Source organism: Streptomyces sp. NPDC026301 (genome assembly GCF_055567935.1).
Window position 1 is genome coordinate 30,542 of record NZ_JBVHPN010000008.1, and the last position, 22,348, is coordinate 52,889.

The window sequence follows — 22,348 nt, forward strand, 5'->3', positions numbered from 1 at the left end:
CCGCATTTTGTAGCGGACGTACCGGGCAAAACGGTCCGTACGCATCTGAGCGGCGGCCCGCCCGGATGCCGGTGCACTGCCCCGCCGCGCCAACGCGAAAGCCCCGCCGTGGCGCGCTCGGGGGGACGCGTCGCGGCGGGGCGGTCTCACGGGGCGGCTCTCACGCCTGCCGGGTACCGGCTCGGACGTTGAGGTGCCGGCCTGTACCGGCTCAGACGTTGAGCTTCTGGCCGGGGAAGATCAGGTTCGGGTTGCCGCCGACGACCGACTTGTTCTTCGCGTAGACGGTCTTCCAGTCGGCGCCGTGCGCCTTGGCGATCTTGCCCAGGGTGTCGCCGGACTTCACGGTGTAGTTGCCGTGGCCGGTCACCGGCTTCGGGTCGGCCTTGGGCTGCACGGGCTGCGGCTGCGGCGCGGCCTGCTGCTTCGGGGCCTGCTGCTGCGGCGCGGCCTGCTGCTTCGGCGCCTCCTGCTTCGGGGCGGCCTGCTGCTGGACCTGGCCGGAGCCACCGGTGTTCACCTGCGCGGACGGGCCACCGGCGGTCAGGCCGCCGGCACCGGCGCAGCCCCAGGCACCCGGGCCCTGCATGGCGAGCAGCTTCTCGGCGGTGGCGATCTGCTGGTCCTTGGTGGCCAGGTCGGCGCGCGGGGCGTACTTGGTGCCACCCGCGGCGGCCCAGGAGCTGTTGTTGAACTGCAGGCCGCCGTAGTAGCCGTTGCCGGTGTTGATCGACCAGTTGCCACCGGACTCGCACTGGGCGACCTTGTCCCAGGTGGCGACCGAGGCGGCGTTGGCGGAACCGGCGGCCATCAGCGGGACGGCCACGGCGGCGCCTGCGACACCGGCGAGCGTGGCGACACGGACGGCCTTCGAGGGGCGGCGGTGCTTGCCCTTGAGCATGTTGTTCTCCCTCACCGACGCCTGCGAGGTGAGCTGTCGGGTTCGGGCTGTGAGTGGCCCGGCCGGATGCGCTGTCGCACATCCGGCTTCACCCCAAGCCGGCCGCTGCGTTTCCGCTGCGTACGGCACTTACCTTGGGTCCCCCGCTCCTGCCTACGGCGCTTGCGCGACGGTTGTCCGACCGATCACCGGCAGGATTCGGCGAATGATCGGCGGGCTCGCTTGGTGCGAGCGGTGAAGAACGTAAACACACACCCCTCGGCGGTTCAAACCACCTTTTCGCAGGACACTTTGCGGTTTTCGATCACCGGTGGCATCCGTTTGCGCAGGTCGAACACGGTATGGAAAGAACGGACAGGGCGGACGGAATACCTCGGGACGAGACCCATGTCTCACTTTCCCCAAATGGGGGCAACCATCCCGCACTTACGCCGTGCGGCCCGCGGTCACTGGCCGAGGTCGAGGCGCTGACCTGGCTGAATAAGGTCCGGATCAGCTCCGACGACACCCTCGTTGGCGTCGTAGAGGCCGGCCCACCCCTCGGCCAGCCCGTGCTCCTCCGCGATCGCGGAGAGGCTGTCGCCCGGCCGCACTGTGTACACGCCGTCGCCCTCCCCGGTACCGCGGTGGGCGTCACCGCCGCGCGAGGCGTGCCGCCCCTCGGGACGCCCGTCCTTGCCGTCGTCGGTACCGCCGCGGTGCCGGCCGGTACCGGGCGCGGAGGCGCCGCCGTCGGACGACGCGGGCGGCTCGGTGGCCCCCTCGGAGGGCTGCGCGGAGTCCGAGGGCTCGGTCGACGGAGCGGTCGACGGGTCGGTGGTGGGGTCGGCCGACGGGTCGGCGGTGGGCTGCTCGGAGGCGCCTTCGGAGGGCCGCGCGTCACCGGAGTCCGTGCCGTCGCCGGACGGCGTGGCGGAGGGCGTGGCCGACGGCTCGTCGGTGGCACCATCCGTGGCGCCGTCCGTGGCGCCGCCCGACGGCTGGGTGTCGCCGGAGTCGCTGCCGCTCGCGGAGCCGTCGTCGGAGGGCTGCGGCGCGGGCGTCTGCGTGCTGCCCGGGTCCACGTCGGGTATCAGCCCGTCCAGGTCGAGGCCGGCGTTCACCGAGCAGCTGGGCCAGGCATCCGGGCCGCGGTCGTTCAGTACCGACTCGGCGACCGCGATCTGCTGGGCGCGGCTGGCCAGGTCCGGACGCTCGGCGTAGGACTCGCCGCCGTAGTCCTTCCACATCTGCAGGGTCAGCTGCAGCCCGCCGTAGTAGCCGTTGCCGGAGTTGGCGCTCCAGGTGCCGCCGCTCTCGCACAGCGCGACGCGGTCCCAGGTGGCGGTGTCGGCGGCCTGGGCCCCGCCCGCCGTCAGCAGCGGCAGGGCCAGCCCGGCCCCCGTGACGGAGGCCGCCACCAGGAGGGCGGGAGCCTGACGGGGGCGGCGGTGTCTACCGTTGCCGGAGCGCATGCGAGTGCCTTTCGAGCGGCGGCTTGAGTTGTCGCACGCAAGGTAGCGGGGGCCCGGTCCGGTCTCAACCCGGTGTAGCGGAGATCACGCGTAGATCACGCTGCTGACGCCAGGTCAGTTCGTCTCGACCCGGGCACCCTTGGCGCATTCCGGTACGTCCGCGATTTCCCGTTCTGACGGGCCGTCGGAAGCGGGCGCCCGCCCCGCCCGGGACGATGCGCTATGCGCCTTTTGCGCGCCGGACGGCACGCCCTCCGGAACGACTTACTCCGCGCTTTCCGGAATAGCCGGATCCGCGTCTTGCGGAGCGATCGATTCCGGGCCTTGCGGGGTGGCTGGCTCCGCGCCTCTCGGGGTGGTCGGCTCCGCGCTTCCCCGTACGTCCGCCGCGCCCTCCGGCGTGAACTCCACCGGCAGCGCCCGCAGCCCGCGCATGATGAGGCCGCCGCGCCACCGCAGGTCATCGGGGGCGGCGGCCAGCCGGAGGTCGGGCAGCCGGGTCAGCAGGGTCGCCAGCGCGGCACGGCCTTCGAGGCGGGCGAGTGGCGCGCCCAGGCAGTAGTGGATGCCGTGCCCGTACCCGAGATGCTGGTTGTCGCGGCGCCCGAGATCCAGGGTGTCCGGCTCCTCGAACCGCTCCGGATCCCGGTCGGCGGCCGCCAGTACCACCAGTACCGGGTCCCCCGCGGCAATCGACTGCCCGCCGATCGTCAGCTGCTGCGTCGCGAACCGCCAGGTCGCCAGCTCCACCGGACCGTCATAGCGCAGCAGTTCCTCGATGCCGGTCGCGAGCAGCTCCTCGTCGCCCGCGGCCAGCGCGGCCTGCAGCCGCGCCCGCTGCTCCGGGTTGCGCAGCAGCGCGTACGTACCGTTCCCGATCAGATTGACCGTCGTCTCGAACCCGGCGAACAGGAGGATGAAGGCCATCGCCGCGGCTTCGTTCTCGGTGAGGTGCTCGCCGTGGTCGGAGGCGCGGATAAGGGCCGAGATCAGGTCCTCGTCCTCGGACTCCACCGCCGCCAGCGACTCCCGCTTGCGGTGGATCAGATCGGCCAGATATGCCCGCATCTTCTTCACCGACCGGGCGACCCCGCCCCGCGGCCCGCCGCCGTGCCGGATCATCATCCCGGCCCAGTCCCGGAAGTCGTCCTGGTCCTCGCGCGGCACGCCCAGCAGGTCGCAGATCGCGTAGATGGGGAGCGGGAAGGCGAACTCGTGGATGAGGTCGGCCTCGCCGCGCCCGGCGAAGCCGTCGATCAGCTGGTCGGTCAGCTCCTGTACGCGCGGCGCGAAGCGCGCCACCGTACGCGGCGTGAACGCCTTGGAGACGAGGCGGCGCAACCGGGTGTGGTCCGGCGGGTCGATGTTGAGCAGGTGCGTCATCAGGTTCGCGCTGCGCTCGCCGGGGATGCCGACCTTGCCCTTGCCGTGCGCGGCCTCGCTGTGGTGCTGGGGGTTCTTGGAGAGCCGCGGGTCGGCCAGCGCCTCGCGCGCGTCCGCGTACCGGGTGACCAGCCACGCCTCGACCCCGCTGGGCAGTTCCGTCCTGCGCACCGGCGCGTGCTCCCGCATCCAGGCGTACGCGGGGTACGGATCGGCGGCGAACTCCCAGGTGAAGAGTTCAGGGCAGGCGGAAGCGGTGGTGTCGTGCACCCCTCGACCGTAACCGGTTTTCCACAGGGCCCGGTCACTGTCAGTGGCGGGCAGTAGCGTCTGTGAGAGTGCGGTGGAGGTGGGGGAGGGGGCTTTCGCCGTTGTCCTCGATGGTTTGTGGGCGGGGAGTCTCCGAGTCTCTGTGGACGGGGGGCCTCCGAGTCTCTGTGGTCGGGGAGTCCCCGACTCTCTGCGGACGGGGAGAGGGAGGGGCCCTGCCAGGAAACGGCTGGACGGGAGCGGCCCCGCCAGGAAACGGCTAGACAGCAGGGCCCCCGCCACCGAAACGGCTAGACCGCTCGCTCCGCCGCCACGATCGCGTCCCGGTATGTACGGGCCGCGGCCCGCAGCGCCGTCTCCGGGTCGGTGCCCTCCGCCTGGGCCCGTACGGCCAGCGCCAGCAGCTCGTACCCGATGCCCTCGCCCGCGACCGGCACGTCGAGGCCGGCCGTACGGGCCCGGGAGGCCAGCTTCGCGGCCAGTGCCAGGGCCGGCTGCCCCAGCGGCACGCCCTCCGTCACCGACTCGCGCTGCTTCTCGATGGCCTTCGTCCGCAGCCAGTGCGCCTTGACGTCCTCCGGCGTCGCCGCCTCCTCGTCACCGAAGACGTGCGGGTGCCGGTGGATCAGCTTGTCGACAATGCCGCCCGCGACGTCGTCGATCGAGAACGGCTCGTCGGGGTCGTCCTGGGCGATCCGGGAGTGGAAGACGACCTGGAGCAGGACGTCGCCCAGCTCCTCGGCGAGCGCCTCCCGGTCGCCCTCCTCGATCGCCTCGACCAGTTCGTACGCCTCTTCCAGGCCGTACTTCGCCAGGTCCTCGTGGGTACGGATGCCGCTCCACGGGCACGCGACGCGGATCTGGTCCATGACCTGTACGAGGTCCAGCAGCCGGGCGCCCGGCAGATCGTACGAACCGGGCAGCAGCTCCAGGTCGGGCATGGCCTCGCGGCCCGACCCGGCGAGCCGGGCCAGCCCGTCGGTCAGCGCGCTCTCGCCGTCGGCGGAGGTCAGCACGACCGCCGTACGGCCGCCGGCCACGCAGTGGTCGACCAACTCGCGGGCGGTGGGCTCCGCGATCTCGACCGCGATGCCCGCCTCGGCGAGGTACGGCAGCTGCGGGTGGTCCGGGTCGGTGCACAGCACGCGGTCGGCGCCGCGCAGCGTCTGCCACGCGGGCCAGGACAGCAGGCCGGGTGCGACCCGGTGGCTGGTGGTGAGCAGGACCAGGCGGCCGGTGGCGGAAGCGTTCACCCGTCGAACGTAACGCACGGCGGTCGCGGAACGGGCGGCAGGCCGCCCCATACGGCGGGCGCCTCACGGGCGGCGGACGCCTCACGGGCGGCGGACGCCTCACGGGCGGCGGACGCCTGACGGGCGGCAGGCCGGGCGCATGCCGTACCTGCCGCCCGTCCCGGCATCACACCCGCTGCTTCTGCTCCGTCCGCACCCACGGGGTCTTCGCCTCGCCGAGCATGACCTGGCGGTCGTTCCACTTGCCGAAGCGCGGGTTCACATCGATACCGAGGTCGCGCGAGGTCTTGGCCAGCGCCTGGGCCAGCTTCTGCTGGCCCTGCGGCGACTGCCGGTTCACGCCCAGCTTCTTCGCGATCCCGTCCATCAGGATCTGATTGCGCACCACGCCGTCGATCTCGCGCGGCGCGATGGCCTGCTGCAGCCACATCGTCTTCAGCCGGTCGGCGCCACCGGCCTGCCGCTCGGCAGCGGTCCGCCACTTCTGCACGTCGGACCGGCTGGCCTCGACGCCGGCGTCCTTCGCGCTGCGCGCCAGTACGCGGTCGAAGATCATGCTGTTGAGCGTGGCCAGGCTGAGCCGGCCGGTGTTCTCGATGAGCTGCGCGCCCTGCGGGGCGCCTTCCTGGGCGGTACGAACGTTCTTCACCCGCGCCTGGAGCTGCGCCACGGTGATCCGCTCGCCTCCCACGACGGCCGCGGCACCTGGGTGCGCGTCGCTGCCGCAGGCGGACAGGAGCGGGGCCGCCACGATCGCGGCGGCGGAAACGGAGAGCGCAGTCCTACGGCGGAGCATTCGGCCTCCCGGCGAAGATCATGAACGACTGCGGAGGCCTTCCTCAGCACCTCGCGTGCGTATCAGTCCTGGCGTTGATCGATGGTATGGAGTCCGCGCGGCGCGGACCAGCAATTCGACCAACGATTGCGGCACTTTTGTGTTTCGTACCCGGGAGGCGGCGGGGCGGCACGCCGGCTCCGGGCGCGGCACGGCCCGGGACTCGGCGGAGCGGCGGTGTGGCGGGGCGGCTCGGCGGAGCGGCGGTGTGGCGGGGCGGCTCGGCCGGGCGTCCGCTCAGCGGACGCGGGCCAGCCACTCCAGCGTCCGGCGCACCTCCGCGGGAAAGGCGTGATGCGCACCGTGCACCCGCTCCGCGTCGTACAGCAGCCGGGCCAGCGTCTCCTGCGCCGCACCGCGCTCGCCGAGCGCGAGCAACAAGTGGCCGATGGAACGCCGAATCTCCAACGGCCGTACCGGGTCGTCGGGCGCCGCCTCGAAGTGCGGCAGCAGCGTGCGGTACTCCTCCAGGGCCGCCGCGGCCTCGCCCAGCTGCTCCAGGCACTGCGCCGCCTCGAAACGGAACTGGAGCGCCTGCCGGGCCGCCCGCGGACCGGACCCGCGCGCGAACTCCTCGGCCAGCAGTCGCAGTTCCGGCAGCGCACGCCGGTACTGCCCGTCGTCCATCAGCGTGGCCGCGTACTGCTTGCGCAGAGTACGGACGACCGGTGAGTGCTCACCGTGCCGCGCGGCGGCGGTTGGCAGGATGCCGCCCAGGATGTCGACGGCCTGCGTGATCCGCCCGTGGTCCAGCAGCCGCTTGACCTCATCAACGGCAGCCGCGACGTCCAGCCCTAGGGGGGCGGGGGCGGAAGACGGCGCGGGGGTCGGCGTACGAGGGTCCGTACCCGACGGTGCGAGCCCCGGCGGTACGGGCATCGATGAGCCCGGAACGTGCGCTACGGCAACGGCCGGTACGGGCATGGGCGGTACGGGCATGGGCGGTACGGGCACGGCTGGTGCAGCCGGTGCTCGTACATCTGCCAACGATCCAGCCATCACCGGTACGGCCGTCACCGCGGGCCCGGGGGCAGGGGCGGGGGCGGGGGCGGGACCGGGGCCGGGGGCGCCCGGCGCTCCCGCGCGGCGCGGCCACGGCGCATGCGGCAGCAGAAACGGCCGGGTCGGATCCATAGGCACCCCCGGCAGCGGCATCCCGTGCCCTCCGGCAACACCGGCCGTCATCCCTGCCCCCGCGCCTTCTCCCCCTTCCCCTCTTCCGGAGCCGGCGTGCGGGAGCAGCGGGGCCAGCGCCTGGTACACCTCCTGCGCGTCGGCCGGGCGGTGTTCCGGGTCCTTGGCCAGCAGCCGCAGCACCAGCGCTTCCAGCGCCTCGGGCACGTCGGGGCGCAACTGCCGCACCGGCACCGGCATTTCGTACAGATGCCGGTGCAGCACACCCAGCGCCGTCGACCCGGCGAACGGCACGGACCCGCTGAGCAGTTCGTGCAGCAGCACGCCGAGCGCGTACAGGTCGGTGTACGGGCCGACCGTCCCGCCCATGGCCTGTTCGGGCGCCATGTAGGCGGGGCTGCCGATGGGCGAGCCGGTGTGGGTGAGACGGGTGGTGTCGGTGTCCAGCGCGGAGGCGATGCCGAGGTCCAGGACGGTGACCGTGCCGTCCGCCTTGACCATGACGTTCCGCGGCTTCAGGTCGCGATGCACGATCGGCACCGCGTGCACGGACGCCAGCACCGCGCACAGTTGCGCCGCCACGCACACGGCCCAGGTCCACGGATAGGGGTCGTGCTCGGCGAGGTGGTCGGCGAGGTCGGCCCCCTCTACGTACTGCATGACCAGGAAAAGGTCGTCCCCGTCGCTGCCCGCGTCGTGCACGGTGACCAGGCCGGGGTGATCGACCTGCGCGGTCACCCGGCACTCGCGCGCGAAACGGTGGCGCAGCTCCTCGGCGTCGGGCGCGCCGGCCAGCCGGTCGGGGCGGAGCAGCTTGACGCCGACCCGGCGGTCCAGGCGCCGGTCGTACGCGATCCACACCTGGCCCATGCCGCCCTGGCCGAGCAGCGCGGAGAGTTCGTACCGCTCGGCGATGACTCTGCCGTTCACCGCCCTTCCTCCTGGTGGTGGCCGTTGCCCCCGGCGCTCTCCCCGTCGTTGGCACCCCGGCGGAGGTACTCGCTGAGCTCGTCCAGCTCGGCACGCACCCGCTCAATACGCTGCGGCCGCGGCTGGGGCTGGACCGCAGGCGGCTGCGGCTGCGGCTGCGCCATGGGCGGTTGGGGCTGCAACTGGGTGGCGTACGGGTTCGCCATGGCGCCGGCTCCGGATATGAAGGGATAGGGCCCGGGCCGGCCACCGGACATCGTGCCCTGCTCATACATCGAACCGCTGCCGTACGCGCCAGGGCCACCAGCGCCGCCAGGACTCCGAGGGCTCCCAGGACTCCCAGGGCCGCCGTACCCGACCGGGCCTCCGTATCCGCCGTACCCCTCGGGGCCCGCGTACGCCCCCGGAGTACGGCCGGGAGCGCCGTACCCCGCGAAAGAACGGGCATGAGCCCGGGCACGGATGTCGACCACGAGGTAGTACGCGACGGCACCGGCCATCTGGAGCAGGATCAGGGCCAGCGCAACGTCCCCTCGCCAGTCGCTCTCGGGCACCGAACCGACCACGGCCAGCAGCGGGATGGCCAGCGCCGCGTCCACGCCGAAGATCCACCAGCCCACCGGCCGCCGGTGCACCAGCGCGGCGCGCAGCAACGTCACCCAGGCGAGCAACCCGAGGCTGAGCACGGCGATCGCCACGAAGACCACCCGCAGCAGCACGACCGTGCCCGGCTTGAGGAGGCGGGGCGGTGGCGGAGCCGGGGCGGGGCCGTGCATTGCTGCTCCTGGTCGGTATGGCCGTCGTGGCGGTTTTTTTCGAGCGTATATACCGACACTGACAACACCGCCTGGGTTGTACGGAACCACATCCCGGTCCGGTCACAGCCGCCCCTGCGCGCACCGACCACCGGCGGCGGCACACCGACCACGGGCGGCGGCGCGAGGAACGACGGGCGGCGGGCGACGGGCGACGGGCGACGGCTCAGCGAGCGACGGGCGGCGGGCGGCAGCGCGGCGAGCGTCCTCCGCTCCCCCTCCGCTCCCCCGCGGGTCACCGGCCCCGGCGGCTCACCGCCCTCTCTCCCCCTGCCGGATCACCCCGGCGATATGGACCCGTCCGTCAGCCCGTCGTACAGGCCCTGCGCCAACCTCTCGCCCAGCCGGGCCGACTCGCGCAGCGCTTCCTCGAAGGCGGCGAGCGCCCGGAAGTGTTCGCCGTAACCGCGCTGCTCGGCCGGGGGCAGCCGGGGCAGTTGGAGGCGGCGGACGTCGAGCCGGGTGGCGGTGGAGGCGTAGCTGCTGGCCTGGCGGTTGTTGGCGGTGCCGCGCAGGAACCCGGCGAGGAACCAGGGGTCCAGCGCGGACGGGTCCGGCCGCAGCAGGAAGAGGTTGCGGCCGAGGGCAGCGCCCTCACTGGCGGCATCGACGACCCGGGCGATGGCGCCGCCGCCCAGCACCGGCACGACGACATCGCCCGCTTGGAGAAGGACGGGATCCTCGGGGGCGTCCCCGGTGGCCGGTTCGGGAAGCGTGCCGGACGGCGGGGTGCCGCCGATGACGTCGTGCTCGGTGAGCTGGACGGGGCCCTCGCCGAGGGCGGCCGTGCCGGGCCCGCCGGCCCGCAGCAGCAGCGCGCCGGCCCGGGCCAGCTCGCCGACGGTGGTCAGCGGCCAGCGGGCGGGCGCCGCCCGGCCGGCGGGCGCGGGGGCCGGGGCGAGGTCGGTGGTACGGGCGAGGGCGGCGGTCAGCTCCTCGTGAGCGCGGGCCAGTTCGGCGGGACCACCTCCCGCCGCGGGCGGCGGGAGGTGCCGGGCCGGGGCGAGGTCGACGTCGTCATCCAGCAGATCGATGGCGGCCAGCGAGCGCCGCACGCCCGGCCGTTCCTCGATGCCGCCCTCGTGGTCGAAGGCCCGCCAGGCGTCCAGGACGGTGGCGCGCACGGTCTGCCAGTCGAGCTTGTCCCGCCCGCCCGGGGCGAGTTCGGCGGTGTCGACGACCAGGAGGTGAGGTGCGGGCGGCGGGGCGCTGCCCGGCCGGTGCAGCACCCACAGGTGCAGCGGGATGCCGTACGGCGGGGCGGCGCCGGCGGGCAGCGCGATGACGGCCCGCAGCGCGCCGCGGCGCAGCAGGTCGGCGCGGATCCGGCGGCCGGAACGGCGGGAGGCGGCGGCGGGCGGCATGAGCAGGACAGCCGTACCGCCGGTCTTGAGGCGGGCCAGCGCATGCTGCACCCAGGCCAGCTCCGATTCCGTACGGGCCGGGAAGCCGTACTCCCAGCGGGGGTCGTAGGCCAGGGTGTCGTGGCCCCAGTTGCGCTCATTGAAGGGCGGGTGGGTGAGGACGGCGTCGACCGCGAGGTCGGGGAAGGCGTCGTCGCGCAGGGTGTCGGCGGCCTGGATCCGGACCTGGGTCTCCGGCGAACGCAGGGCCAGGCGCAGGGCGGTGAGCGCGGCGAGATCGGCGTCGGCCTCCTGCCCGTAGAGCGCGACGGGCCCCGGCCGCGCCTGAGGATCCGGCCCGTCCCCGTCTCCGACCCCGACCCCTTCTCCCTGCGCCCTTTCCTCGGCGTGCTCCTCTCCCTTGGGCCCGCCCTTGGCGATCGGCGCTTCCGCGAGAGGCGGCTCCTGCGCGGGGTACAGCAGGGTGCCGGTGCCGGCGGCGGGGTCCAGGACGGCGGCGGCGGGGCCGGCCAGCTCGGCCATGAGGGCGGCGAGGCCGGGCGGGGTGAGGGTGTACTGCCGGGGGTTGGCGTCCAGATGGCGGCCGAGCAGGAACTCGTACGCATACGGAGCGCCTTCCGCGTCCTCCGCGAGCTCGGCGGCTGCCCGGACGAGGGCGCTGGACGGGGCGAGGGTCTCGCGGGTGAGGCCGGTGACGGGATGGGCAGGGCCGAGCCGGGCGGTGAGGACGGCGTCGAGCGCGGGCGGCAGCAGACCGGTCAGCTCGGTGTCGTCGTCGGCCCGGGCGAGTCCGCGCCAGACGGCGGGGCGGTCGCGGACGAGGAGGAGGACGGAGCCGACGTGCCGCAGGGCCGTGGCGGCGCCGGCCGGGTGGCCCGCGACCTGCTGCCACACCCGCTCGCGCAGCGGGACTTCGGCGAGCTTGCCCTGGTCGCGCAGCCACTGCTCGACGGCGGTCAGCGCGAAGGCGGGGCTGGCCTCCGTGCCTCCCACGGGCTTGGGGAAGTCGGCGTGCCGGCGGCGCCAGTTGCTGACCGCGGCCCGGCCCACGCCGGCCAGACGCGCGATGCCCGCAGCGGTCACCTCCGCCGCGACCGCGGCTTCCACCGCGGTCTGCGCTGGGGTCTCCGGTGTTGCGTTCTCCGGCACCTGACTGGCTCCCGTCCGATCGCTCCGTCGCGTCTGTGTCGCCTGTGTCAGCGAGCATACCCACGACACAGCCTCAAACCCCTTCACGCCGTGAATTAACTCTTTCACGTGAACGGTGTTGACTCGGTTCACAGCCTCTGCTGTTATTGAACCATCGCAACACCAGCTCCACCTTTCTCGACTTTCTCCTTGTTCTTCTCCTCTCTCTTTCTTCAGGTCGTTTCGTCAGAACCGATCGAGACTCCCGGAAGGGACCCACAGCCATGTCCCAGCAGATGCAGTTCCCGCCCGGCGCCCCGGTTCCGACGGGTGGCCCGGCTCCGCAGGCCGCGCGCAACGGCCTGGGCATCGCGGCCCTCGTGCTCGGCGTGATCGGGGTCCTGTCCGGTCTGATACCGCTCATGTTCTGGTTCGCCGGCACGCTCGGCGTGCTGGCCCTGATCTTCGGCCTGGTCGGCCGCGGCCGCGCCAAGCGCGGTCAGGCCACCAATAAGGGGGTCGCGCTGGCGGGCGTGCTGCTGGCCGTCGCCTCGCTGATCCTGTCGGTGGTCGGCGCGGTCATCACCTTCACCGCGGTCAAGGACACGGTCGACGAGATCAACAAGTCGCTGGAGACCTCCACCGCGCAGCCCAAGGGCGGCGGTTCGGAGGGCGAGGACGCGGCCGACACGGGCGGCGGCTCGAAGGGCAAGACGGGCGAGGCGCTGCACGCCGGCGACACCGCCGAGTACGACACGGGGCTGAGCGTCACGGTGTCCAAGGCGACGGCGTACACCGTCGGCGAGTTCGCCGTCGGCCACAAGGAGGGCAAGAAGGCTTACAAGGTCACGGTGCAGGTGCAGAACAAGGGCAAGGAGAAGTTCGACAGCACCCTGACCCTGGTCGAGGCGCGCGCCGGCAAGGACGGCAAGGCCACGGAGCAGATATTCGACGGCACGGTCGGCGAGGGCTTCAACGGCAAGATTCTGCCGGGCAAGAGCGCGAGTGTGGAGTTCGCCTTCGACACGCCGGCGGCGGCGAAGAACCTCGACGTCGAGGTGACGCCGGGCCTGGACCACGAGGCGTCCCAGTGGGACCTGGGTCTGTGACCCGCCCCTGACCACCGGCACCGTGCCCGGCCGGCCGTCACCGGCCGACGGGCACGGCTGCCGTCTCCCGCGCGCCGGGCGGCCGGCCCTGTCGCCTCGGGCAGCCGGCCCGGTCGCCTCGGGCAGCCAGCCCGGTCGCCTCGGGCAGCCAGCCCGGTCGCCTCGGGCAGCCGGCCCGATCGCCTCAGGCAGTCGGCTAGTGCGCGTGGAAGCGGGACGGGGCCTCGGTCGGGTTGCCGCCGGCGGGGAGCTTCTCGGTCGGGCAGGTGTTCAGTACCTTGCCCATCGCCGCCTTCTCCGCGCGCGTCACCCACAGGCCGTACTTCTTCTTCACCGCGACCTGCCGGGCAACGTAGTCGCAGCGGTAGCCCTTGTTGGCCGGCAGCCAGGTGGCCGCGTCGCCGTCGCTCTTCTGGCGATTGGCGGAGGCGCCGACCGTGATGAGGTTCAGCGGGTCGTTGGCCAGCGCGATCCGCTTGCCGGCCGGCCACTGCTGGGCGCCCTTCTGCCAGGCGTCCGACAGGGCCACGACGTGGTCGACGTCCACGAGGCTGCTGCCACGCCGGAAGATCACCCGCTGCCCGGTGTAGGGGTCCTTCGCCAGTTCGCCCGAGGACACCTTGCAGTGTCCGTCCTGGTAGTGCACCTGCGTCAGGTCGCGCTTGAGGATGTCCTCGCGGGTCGGGCAGCCGTTGCTGTCGGTGTCGGCCCAGGCGGTGCCGAAGCGGTCCCGCTCGTACCCGGTCTTCGGGGCCCGGCCCTTGACCGTGAGCGAGCCGACCGCCGCCAGCGCACTGCCCGGTTCGCCCGTCGCCGCGGGAACGTCCGGGCTCCGCTTGCCGTCTCCTTGAGTGCTGCCACCGGACGGGTTGCAGCCGGCCAGGGCGAGGGTCGCGGCCAGGGCCGTCGCGGAGAGCGCGGCACGGCGTACGGGAAGCGCGGACCGTATCAAGGGAGACATCCAATCTTCGGTTGCATCAAGGCGATCTTCGGCTGCGGCACGGTGGCCGGGACGGGTGCCCGCCCCTTGGTGACCGTACGTCTCGTCGGCCACCTTGTATGACGGGCCGTCCGATTCGATGGTTTCGAGTACCTTTTCGGAAGTTGTGACGGCAGAGAGCAGGCGCAGGAGCAGGAAGAGAACAGGAGCAGGAGTAGGAGCAAGAGCGAGAGCAGGGCAGAGCAGAGCAGCACGGGACCGGACTAGCGAGGAAGAGTAAGGATCCGCATGGACACGGCCGCAGCAACCGCGACGGGCGAGGCCGGCGCACGGACCCCGGCCGCGGCCGACGGCCGTACCGGACGCGTGCCGGGCCGACTCGGTGTGCCGGGCCGACTCGGTGTCCGGGTCGCCGCGTTGCGCGCCCCGCGCCTGGATCCGTACTGGACGGCCGCCGTCCTCTTCGCCCTGTTCGCCACGCTGTCCGTGCAGCGGTACCGCACCATGGGCACGATCTCCTGGGACCTCGGGATATTCGAGCAGGTCGTACGGTCCTACGCGCATCTCCGGGCGCCCGTCGCCGACCTCAAGGGCCCCGGCGCGAACATCCTCGGCGACCACTTCAGCCCGGTACTCGCCCTGCTCGCCCCGCTCTACCGGCTGCTGCCCTCCCCCGTGACCCTGCTCGTCGTGCAGGCCGCGCTCTTCGCGCTGTCCGCCGTGCCCGTCACCCGGTGCTCGGCCCGGCTGCTCGGCCGCCGCGCCGGGCTCGCCGTCGGCGTGGCGTACGGGCTGTCCTGGGGACTGCAGCGCGCGGTCGACTTCGACTTCCACGAGATCGCGTTCGCGCTGCCGATGATCGCCTTCTCGCTGGAGGCGGTGATCGGCAGGCGCTGGACCGCCGCGGTGTGCTGGGCGGCCCCGCTGGTCCTGGTCAAGGAGGACCTGGGGGTGACCGCTGCGGCCGTCGGCGTGATCGTACTGATCCGGGCCCGGCGGGCGGTGCCCGCTGCCGTGGCGCTGGTCCTCCTCGGCCTCGCCGCCACCGCGCTCACCCTCGGCGTGATCATCCCCGCCTTCAACGGCACCGGCTCGTACGACTACTGGACCAAGCTCAGCGGCGACGGCGGCCCGGCACCGCTCATCCCCGTGGGCACGGCCGTCCGTACGCTGCTGTGGATCCTGTTGCCCACCACCGGCCTGCTGGCCCTGCGCTCACCGCTGCTGCTCGCCGCGGTGCCGACCATCGGCTGGCGCTTCGTCTCGCACGACGACCACTACTGGGGCACCGACTGGCACTACAGCGCCGTCCTGATGCCGGTGGTCTTCCTCGCCCTGGCCGACGTGCTGCCCCGCTTCCGTGTGAGCGCCCGCCCCTGGCTGCGCAGTTACGCCGCGCACCTCCCGGCCGCCGCGCTGGCCGCGGCCCTCGCGCTGACCACGACGCTGCCGCTCGCCCGGCTCACCGAAGCGGACACCTACCGCGCGGATCCCTCCGTCGCGCAGGCCGAGGCTTTGCTCGGCCGCATCCCCGACGGCGCCACCGTCGAGGCCGACGTCCGGCCGCTCAGCCGCCTCACCGGCCGTACGACGGTGTACTGGATAGGCGACACCCGCGGCATCGCCCCCGACTACGTCGCCGTCCAGCTCCGCGACGGCCGGACCACCCCGCAGGCCCTCGCGGACGCCGGCCACCGCCATCCCGGCGCGGTGTACGTACCGGACGGCGAGGCCGGCGGCCTCACGCTCCTCAAACGCGCCACGAAAGCCACCACGGACAGCACCACGAAGAACTGAGACGAAGGGCTGAGCGGCGGCGAAGCCCGAAGCGCCGCCGCCGCGGCCCGGCTACGGTCCCGGAACCGACGTCAGGGTCCCGGAACCGACGTCACGAGCCCAGCACCGACGTCAGGAACTCCCCTACCCAGGCCAGCAGTTCGCGGCCGACCAGGGGCTTGCCGCCGATCTTGCCCGTGGCCGGGCGGGGGACCAGGACCTGGTGGGTGGCCGGCTTGATGACCGTACGCGGGTACAGCCGCTTCAGCCGCAGCTCCTGGGACTCGCGCAGCTCCACGGGGCCGAAGCGGATGTTGGAGCCCTGCAGCGTGATGTCGGTGACGCCGCAGGCGCGGGCGAGCATCCGCAGGCCCGCGACCAGCAGGAGGTTCTCCACCGGCTCGGGGAGCTTGCCGTAGCGGTCGGTCAGTTCCTCGCGTACCGAGGCGATGTCCTCCTCGGTGTTGGCGGAGGCGATCGCGCGGTACGCCTGCAGGCGCAGCCGCTCGCCGGGGGCGTAGTCGTGCGGGACGTGCGCGTCCACCGGCAGCTCGATCTTGACCTCCAGCGGCGGCTCCTCCTCCACGCCGCCGTCCAGCGCGGCGCGGTAGTCCGCCACGGCCTCGCCGACCATACGGATGTACAGGTCGAAGCCGACGCCCGCGATGTGGCCCGACTGCTCGCCGCCGAGGAGGTTGCCCGCGCCGCGGATCTCCAGGTCCTTCATCGCGACGTACATGCCGGCGCCCATCTCCGTGTGCTGGGCGATGGTGGCCAGGCGCTCGTGCGCGGTCTCGGTCAGGGGCTTCTCGGGCGGGTAGAGGAAGTAGGCGTAGCCGCGCTCGCGGCTGCGGCCGACCCGGCCGCGCAGCTGGTGGAGCTGGGAGAGGCCGAAATTGTCCCCTCGTTCAACGATCAGGGTGTTGGCGTTGGAGATGTCGATGCCGGACTCGACGATGGTCGTGGCGACCAGTACGTCGGACTTCTTCTCCCAGAAGTCGACCACGACCTGTTCGAGCGCGGACTCGGACATCTGGCCGTGGGCGGTGGTGATGCGCGCCTCGGGGACGATCTCGCGCAGGCGGGCCGCGGCCCGGTCGATGGACTCCACACGGTTGTGGATGTAGAAGACCTGGCCCTCGCGGAGCAGTTCGCGACGGATGGCGGCGCCGATCTGCTTCTCCTCGTACGGCCCGACGAAGGTGAGGACCGGGTGCCGCTCCTCGGGCGGGGTGGTGATCGTCGACATCTCGCGGATACCCGTGACCGCCATCTCCAGCGTCCTGGGGATGGGCGTGGCCGACATCGTCAGCACGTCCACATTCGCGCGGAGCTTCTTCAGCTGCTCCTTGTGCTCGACACCGAAGCGCTGCTCCTCGTCGACGATGACCAGGCCCAGGTCCTTGAACTTCGTCTCGGAGGAGAACAGCCGGTGGGTGCCGATGACGATGTCGACCGAGCCGTCCTTGAGGCCTTCCAGGGTGGCTTTGGACTCGGTCTCCGTCTGGAAGCGGGAGAGGGCGCGGACGTTCACGGGGAACTGGCCGTAGCGCTCGGTGAAGGTGCCGAAGTGCTGCTGGACGAGCAGCGTGGTCGGCACCAGTACGGCGACCTGCTTGCCGTCCTGGACGGCCTTGAAGGCGGCGCGCACCGCGATCTCGGTCTTGCCGTAGCCGACGTCGCCGCAGATCAGCCGGTCCATCGGGACCGACTTCTCCATGTCCTCCTTGACCTCGGCGATGGTGGTGAGCTGGTCGGGCGTCTCCGCGTACGGGAACGCGTCCTCCAGCTCGCGCTGCCAGGGGGTGTCCGGGCCGAACGTGTGGCCGGGCGCCGCCATCCGGGCGGAGTACAGCTTGATCAGGTCGGCGGCGATCTCCTTGACGGCCTTCTTCGCGCGCGCCTTGGTCTTGGTCCAGTCGGCCCCGCCGAGGCGGTGCAGCGTCGGGGCCTCGCCGCCGACGTACTTGGTGACCTGCTCCAGCTGGTCGGTGGGGATGTAGAGGCGGTCGCCGGGCTGGCCGCGCTTGGCGGGCGCGTACTCGACGAGGAGGTACTCGCGGGTGGCGCCCTGGACCGTACGCTGCACCATTTCGATGTACCGGCCCACGCCGTGCTGTTCGTGCACGATGTAGTCGCCCGCTTCGAGGGTCAGCGGGTCGATGGTCTTGCGGCGGCGGGCCGGCATCCGCGTGGCGTCCTTGCCGGCCGCCTTCTGGCCCGAGAGGTCGGTCTCGGTGAGCACCGCGAGCTTGAGCCCCGGGTCGACGAAGCCGTTGTCGATCGAGCCGCAGGAGACGTGCACGAGGGACGGCGAGATCTCCGCTAGCTCCGAGTCCAGCCGCGCGGCGATGCCCTCGGCGCCGAGCACCTCGACCGTGCGGGCCGCGGGGCCGTGGCCCTCGGTGAGGTAGACCGTGCGCCAGCCGTCGGCCAGCCACTGCTTGGTGTCGGCGAGCGCCCGCTGGGTGTCACCTCTGTACGACTCGGGGGCGTGCATGCCGAGCTTGAGGGTGTCCCCGTCCGCCTCGCCCGCCTCGTCGGCGGCGAACTGCGAGACCGACCACCACATCATGCCCAGCTCACGGGCGCGGTCCCGGACGTCCGCGATGCCCCACAGGGAGGCCGCGCCGACATCGATGGGGGCCGCGCCGCCGCCGGCCGTGGCCGCCCAGCTCGCCTGCAGGAACTCCTGGCTGGTGGCGACCAGGTCGGCGGCGCGCGTCCGCACCCGCTCCGGGTCGCAGACCACCGTCATGGAGCCCGCCGGCAGCACGTCCAGCAGCAGCTCCATCTCGTCCACGAGGACCGGCGCGAGGGACTCCATGCCCTCTACCGCGATGCCCTCGGCGATCTTGCCGAGCAGCTCGCCGAGCTCCGGGTGCTCTTCGGCGAGCGCTGCGGCCCGCTCCCGTACGGAGGCGGTGAGCAGCAGCTCGCGGCAGGGCGGCGCCCACAGGCCGTGCGCGGCGACCTCCAGGGACCGCTGGTCGGCGACCTTGAAGTACCGGATCTCCTCGACGTCGTCGCCCCAGAACTCGATCCGCAGCGGGTGTTCCTCGGTGGGCGGGAAGACGTCCAGGATGCCGCCGCGGACCGCGAACTCGCCGCGCTTCTCGACCAGTTCCACGCGGCTGTACGCGGCGGCCGCCAGGCCGTCCACGATCTCGCCGAGGTCGGCGCTCTCGCCCGTGCGCAGCGCGACGGGCTCCAGGTCGCCCAGCCCCTTGACCTGCGGCTGCAGCACGGAGCGCACGGGCGCGACCACGACCGAGACCGGGCCGGTCGCCGGGTCGTCCTTGCGGGGGTGGGCGAGCCTGCGCAGCACGGCGAGGCGGCGGCCGACGGTGTCCGAACGGGGCGAGAGGCGCTCGTGCGGCAGGGTCTCCCAGGAGGGGTACTCCACGACGCTGTCCTCGGGGAGCAGCGAGCGCAGCGCGGCGGCCAGGTCCTCGGCCTCCCGGCCGGTCGCGGTGACCGCGAGCACCGGGCGCTGGGCGTCCCGGGCCAGCCCGGCGACGGCGAAGGGGCGGGCGGCCGGCGGGCCGACCAGGTCCACGTGGCGGCGGTGCCCGTCGGTGGCGGCCTCGACCGCTTCGGCCAGCGCCGGGTCCCGTACGACGGCGTCGAGCAGTCCTGTCAGGCTCATGAAAAGGCTTCCGTCCCAGGGAGTCGGACAACGCGGTGCCGCCCTGCGGCGGCTCGACGGCCGGCACCGCGGGCGGGCCAGGATCTCCCAGCGTACGCCCGGCCGCGGTGCGGATGAGGCCATCGGGGCGGTTCGCGAGCGCGGTACCGGCGCACCGCCGCTGTGGCTGGTCGCGCGGTTCCCCGCGCCCCTGAGGGCGCCCTCAGGGGCGCGGGGAACTGCGCGCTCGGCCACGACGGCGCGGCACCGTCTCGACGGGCGAGAAGCCCCGTACCGCATCCCGACCGCGCGTGGAATGGTGTCCCGTACACGGATCGGCGGAGGGGGCACGGTGAGCGGTACCGGCGGACGGACGGAACCGGAGCGGACGACAGGCGCCGCGCCAGAGGCGCCGGAGGCACCGCAGACACCGGAGGCACCGCAGACACAGGAGGCGGCGCGCACTGCGGAGGCGCCGGACGTACGCCTCGGGCCCGCGCCCAACAGAGCCGCACCCCCGTCCTCGGCGCCCACGTCCTCCACCTCCCCGGCCACCCGCCGCGGTCCCGTCGTCGCGGCCCTCATGCTCGGCATGGCGCTGGCCGCCCTGGACTCCACGATCATCGCCACCGCCGTCCCGCAGATCGTCGGCGACCTCGGCGGCTTCTCGGTCTTCTCCTGGCTCTTCTCCGGCTATCTCCTGGCCGTCACCGTCACCCTGCCCGTCTACGGCAAGCTCTCCGACACCTTCGGCCGCAAGCCCGTACTCGTCGCCGGCATCGTGATCTTCCTCGTCGGCTCGCTGCTGTGCGCGGGCGCCTGGAACATGGCCTCGCTGATCGCCTTCCGCGTCCTGCAGGGCCTCGGCGGCGGCGCCCTCCAGGGCACCGTGCAGACCATCGCCGCCGACCTGTACCCCATGAAGGAACGGCCGCGCATACAGGCGAAGCTCTCCACCGTCTGGGCCACCTCCTCCGTGGCCGGGCCCGCGCTCGGCGGCCTGCTCGCGGCGTACGCGGACTGGCGCTGGATCTTCCTCGTCAACCTGCCGGTCGGCGCGATCGCCCTCTGGCTCGTCCTGCGCCACTTCTTCGAAGACAAGAGGGGCTTCGAGGGCCCCGCGCACCGCGCCCGCACCACGCGCCCGGTCATCGACTGGCCCGGGGCGCTGGCCGTCTTCGCCTGCGGCGGGCTGCTGCTGACCGCGCTCGTCCAGGGCGGCGTCGCCTGGCCTTGGCTGTCCGCGCCCTCGCTGCTCCTACTGGGCGGCAGTGCCGTGTGCGCGGCCGTCACCGTACTGATCGAACGCCGCGCCGCCGAACCGATCATTCCCGGCTGGGTCTGGCGCCGCCGCACCATCTCCACCGTCAACCTCGCGCTCGGCGCCCTCGGCCTGCTGATGGTCGCCCCGACCGTCTTCCTGCCCACCTACGCCCAGGCCGTCCTGGGCCTCGGCCCCATCGCGGCCGGCTTCGTCCTCTCCGTCATGACGCTGAGCTGGCCGATAGCCGCCGCGCTCAGCAGCCACGTCTACAACCGCGTCGGCATCCGCAACTGCGCGCTGCTCGGCATCGCCGCCGCCACGCTGGTGCTGCTCGCCTTCCCGCGGCTGCCCTACCCCGGCGCGGCCTGGCAGCCGGCGCTGCTCATGCTCGCGCTGGGCGCCACCCTCGGCCTCTTCCAGCTGCCGCTGATCATCGGGGTGCAGTCCTCCGTCGGGTACGCCGAACGCGGCACCGCCACCGCCTCGATCCTCTTCTGCCGCCAGGTCGGCCAGTCCGTCGGAGCCGCGCTCTTCGGCGCCGTCGCCAACGCCACCCTGGCCGGGCGGCTGGCCGACGCGCCCGCGGGCATCCGCGCCGGGCTGCCGGGCGACCTGGATGCCGTCTCCCGCGCGCTGGAACGCGCCGGCACGCTCACCGAGCAGGCCGCCGACTACCTGCGGCGCGCCGTGGACGCCACGGTCGAGCACGTCTACTACGGGGCCGCCGTCGCCGGGCTGCTCGCACTGGCCGCGCTGCTCTTCGCCCCGCGCCGCTTCCCCGTCCACGCGGACGCGCGGGGCGAGGCGGAGGCCGGGCCCGCCGAGAAGGGCTGAGGCGGGCGGTCGGGCGGGGCGGGCGGCTCAGCCCTCCGTGCGCGGCAGCTCGGTCTCGAGCGTGTCCTCCTCGTCGGGGTCCACACCCCGCTTGGCGGGGGCCTCCTCGGGAGCGGGCGCGGACGCGGCTTCGGGGGCGGGCGCGGCTTCGGTGGCGCGGATCCCTTCGTACGCAGCGTCCGCACCGCCTCCGTACGCAGCGTCCGCGGCTCCTTCGTGCGCGGCGCCCGGAGCCTCTTCGTACACAGCGTCCGCAGCGCCTTCATACGCGGCGTCCGAAGCCTCTTCGTACGACGCGTTCCCGTCCTCTTCGTACGGCGTCTCGGTGTGCCCCCGTACGCCTTCCCCGCCGTCCGTCGCCACGTCGTACACGTGCCCGGAGTCGGGGTCCTGCGCGGCCACCGGGCCACCTGAGCCGGCCGGGTCCGGCTCGTGCTCCTGCTCCGCCGCCTCCGGGTCCTTGCCCATGAGGGTGGCCAGGCTGCTGCGTACGTGTGCCATGTGGGAGCGCAGCTCCTCGCGGCGCTCCTCGTGCTCGCGCAGGACGCGTTCCGTGGCGCGTTCGACGCGGGCCGCCTCCGCCTCCGCCTCCGCGATCATTTCGGAGGCGCGGGCCGCGGCCTCCTCATCGATGTGCCGCGCGGACTCCTCCATCTTGGCGTAATGACGCTGCACCTCCACGATGCGCGCCTCGCCGCGCTCCTCCAGCTCCGCGATCCGCTGCTGCATGGCCAGCTCCCGGTCGGCCAGCTCCTGCTCCGCCGCCGTCCACTGCTCGGCCAGGCTCTTCTCCTGGTCCTCCAGGACCTCCGCGGTGCGCCGGCGCATCTCGCGGAGCCCCTCCTCCGCCTCCTGGCGCACCTCCTCGGCGGCTCTGGCGGCCTCCTCGACCGTCGTCCGCGCCTCGGCCTGTGCCGCCTCCTCGGCGCGCACAGCGGCGTCCTCGGCGTCCTGGCAGACCTTGAGCGCGTACGCGTCGGCGGCGTCGCCCTGCTCCCGCCCGTAGTCCGCCGCCTCCTCCCGCAGCCGCTCGGAGTCCGCCGCCGCTTCGGTGCGCAGCCGCTCCGCCTCGGACTCCACCGTGGTGAGGATCAGCCGGGCCTGCTCGCCCAGGGATTCGTACGTCTGGGGCGGCATATGGGCCAGGTACTCGCGCAGCCGCTCCAGCTCGGCGGTCATCTCGTTGGCCAGCACAGTGAGGCGGGCCGCCCGTTCCCAGCAGGAGTCGCGGTCGACGGAGAGCCCTTCGACTCTGCGGTCCACGTCCACCGGACGGTAACCACGCCCTCGTACGACCTCGAATCCGTGAGGCGACACCGATGCACTCATC

Annotated in this window: 14 protein-coding genes and 1 riboswitch; of the genes, 3 read left to right on the forward strand and 11 right to left on the reverse strand. The window is 73.0% G+C overall.

Going from position 1 to position 22,348, the window contains the following annotated elements; genetic code table 11:
• Positions 1 to 211 precede the first annotated feature (211 nt).
• From ACZ4MH_RS15440 to ACZ4MH_RS15475, 8 genes are all read right to left on the reverse strand, one after another.
• On the reverse strand, positions 212 to 901 hold the full coding sequence (locus tag ACZ4MH_RS15440) for a transglycosylase family protein (RefSeq protein WP_351597794.1): 690 nt from the start codon (positions 899 to 901) through the stop codon (positions 212 to 214).
• Positions 902 to 904: 3 nt separating this feature from the next.
• Positions 905 to 1,072, reverse strand: a riboswitch (cyclic di-AMP (ydaO/yuaA leader).
• A gap of 275 nt (positions 1,073 to 1,347) precedes the next feature.
• The gene (locus tag ACZ4MH_RS15445) at positions 1,348 to 2,301 is read right to left on the reverse strand and encodes a transglycosylase family protein (RefSeq protein WP_467754528.1); all 954 of its coding nucleotides are present in this window, start codon (positions 2,299 to 2,301) and stop codon (positions 1,348 to 1,350) included.
• A 318-nt stretch (positions 2,302 to 2,619) separates the two neighbouring features.
• Positions 2,620 to 4,008 carry a cytochrome P450 family protein gene (locus tag ACZ4MH_RS15450; protein WP_351597789.1) on the reverse strand — a complete coding sequence of 463 codons (1,389 nt, stop codon included), beginning with the start codon at positions 4,006 to 4,008 and terminating at the stop codon, positions 2,620 to 2,622.
• A 290-nt stretch (positions 4,009 to 4,298) separates the two neighbouring features.
• Positions 4,299 to 5,261 carry a nucleoside triphosphate pyrophosphohydrolase gene (locus ACZ4MH_RS15455; protein WP_351597786.1) on the reverse strand — a complete coding sequence of 321 codons (963 nt, stop codon included), beginning with the start codon at positions 5,259 to 5,261 and terminating at the stop codon, positions 4,299 to 4,301.
• A 166-nt stretch (positions 5,262 to 5,427) separates the two neighbouring features.
• Positions 5,428 to 6,057 (reverse strand): SurA N-terminal domain-containing protein, encoded by a 630-nt coding sequence (locus ACZ4MH_RS15460; RefSeq protein WP_351597783.1) that lies wholly within the window; start codon positions 6,055 to 6,057, stop codon positions 5,428 to 5,430.
• 276 nt (positions 6,058 to 6,333) lie between these two features.
• Positions 6,334 to 8,160, reverse strand: coding sequence for a serine/threonine-protein kinase (locus ACZ4MH_RS15465; protein WP_351597780.1), 1,827 nt, complete (start codon positions 8,158 to 8,160; stop codon positions 6,334 to 6,336).
• Complete coding sequence (locus ACZ4MH_RS15470; RefSeq protein ID WP_351597778.1) at positions 8,157 to 8,936, reverse strand: hypothetical protein; 780 nt, start codon at positions 8,934 to 8,936, stop codon at positions 8,157 to 8,159. Before ACZ4MH_RS15470 ends, ACZ4MH_RS15465 begins: the two co-directional genes overlap by 4 nt.
• 317 nt (positions 8,937 to 9,253) lie before the next feature.
• Positions 9,254 to 11,488, reverse strand: a complete 2,235-nt coding sequence (locus ACZ4MH_RS15475; protein WP_467754529.1) for an N-6 DNA methylase — start codon at positions 11,486 to 11,488, stop codon at positions 9,254 to 9,256.
• Between the two features lie 263 nt (positions 11,489 to 11,751).
• Between ACZ4MH_RS15475 and ACZ4MH_RS15480 the strand changes: the two genes are divergently transcribed.
• Positions 11,752 to 12,576, forward strand: a complete 825-nt coding sequence (locus ACZ4MH_RS15480) for a DUF4190 domain-containing protein (protein ID WP_351597775.1) — start codon at positions 11,752 to 11,754, stop codon at positions 12,574 to 12,576.
• A gap of 196 nt (positions 12,577 to 12,772) precedes the next feature.
• Here the strand turns inward: ACZ4MH_RS15480 and ACZ4MH_RS15485 are convergent, their stop codons facing one another.
• On the reverse strand, positions 12,773 to 13,537 hold the full coding sequence (locus ACZ4MH_RS15485; RefSeq protein ID WP_351600626.1) for an HNH endonuclease family protein: 765 nt from the start codon (positions 13,535 to 13,537) through the stop codon (positions 12,773 to 12,775).
• 267 nt (positions 13,538 to 13,804) lie between these two features.
• Here ACZ4MH_RS15485 and ACZ4MH_RS15490 point away from each other — a divergent pair, with 267 nt between their 5' ends.
• Positions 13,805 to 15,313 (forward strand): DUF2079 domain-containing protein, encoded by a 1,509-nt coding sequence (locus ACZ4MH_RS15490; RefSeq protein WP_351600628.1) that lies wholly within the window; start codon positions 13,805 to 13,807, stop codon positions 15,311 to 15,313.
• A gap of 91 nt (positions 15,314 to 15,404) precedes the next feature.
• Here ACZ4MH_RS15490 and mfd read toward each other — a convergent pair whose 3' ends face one another.
• Complete coding sequence (mfd, locus tag ACZ4MH_RS15495; protein WP_351600631.1) at positions 15,405 to 18,941, reverse strand: transcription-repair coupling factor; 3,537 nt, start codon at positions 18,939 to 18,941, stop codon at positions 15,405 to 15,407.
• Between the two features lie 331 nt (positions 18,942 to 19,272).
• On the opposite strand from mfd, the gene ACZ4MH_RS15500 reads away from it, so the two are divergent.
• Positions 19,273 to 21,018: an MFS transporter gene (locus tag ACZ4MH_RS15500; RefSeq protein WP_467754530.1), complete on the forward strand. Its 1,746-nt coding sequence runs from the start codon at positions 19,273 to 19,275 to the stop codon at positions 21,016 to 21,018.
• Positions 21,019 to 21,045: 27 nt separating this feature from the next.
• On the opposite strand, the gene ACZ4MH_RS15505 is transcribed toward ACZ4MH_RS15500, so the two are convergent.
• A complete protein-coding gene (locus ACZ4MH_RS15505; RefSeq protein ID WP_351600634.1) occupies positions 21,046 to 22,281 on the reverse strand; it encodes a coiled-coil domain-containing protein in 1,236 nt (411 codons plus the stop codon).
• Positions 22,282 to 22,348: the final 67 nt, after the last annotated feature.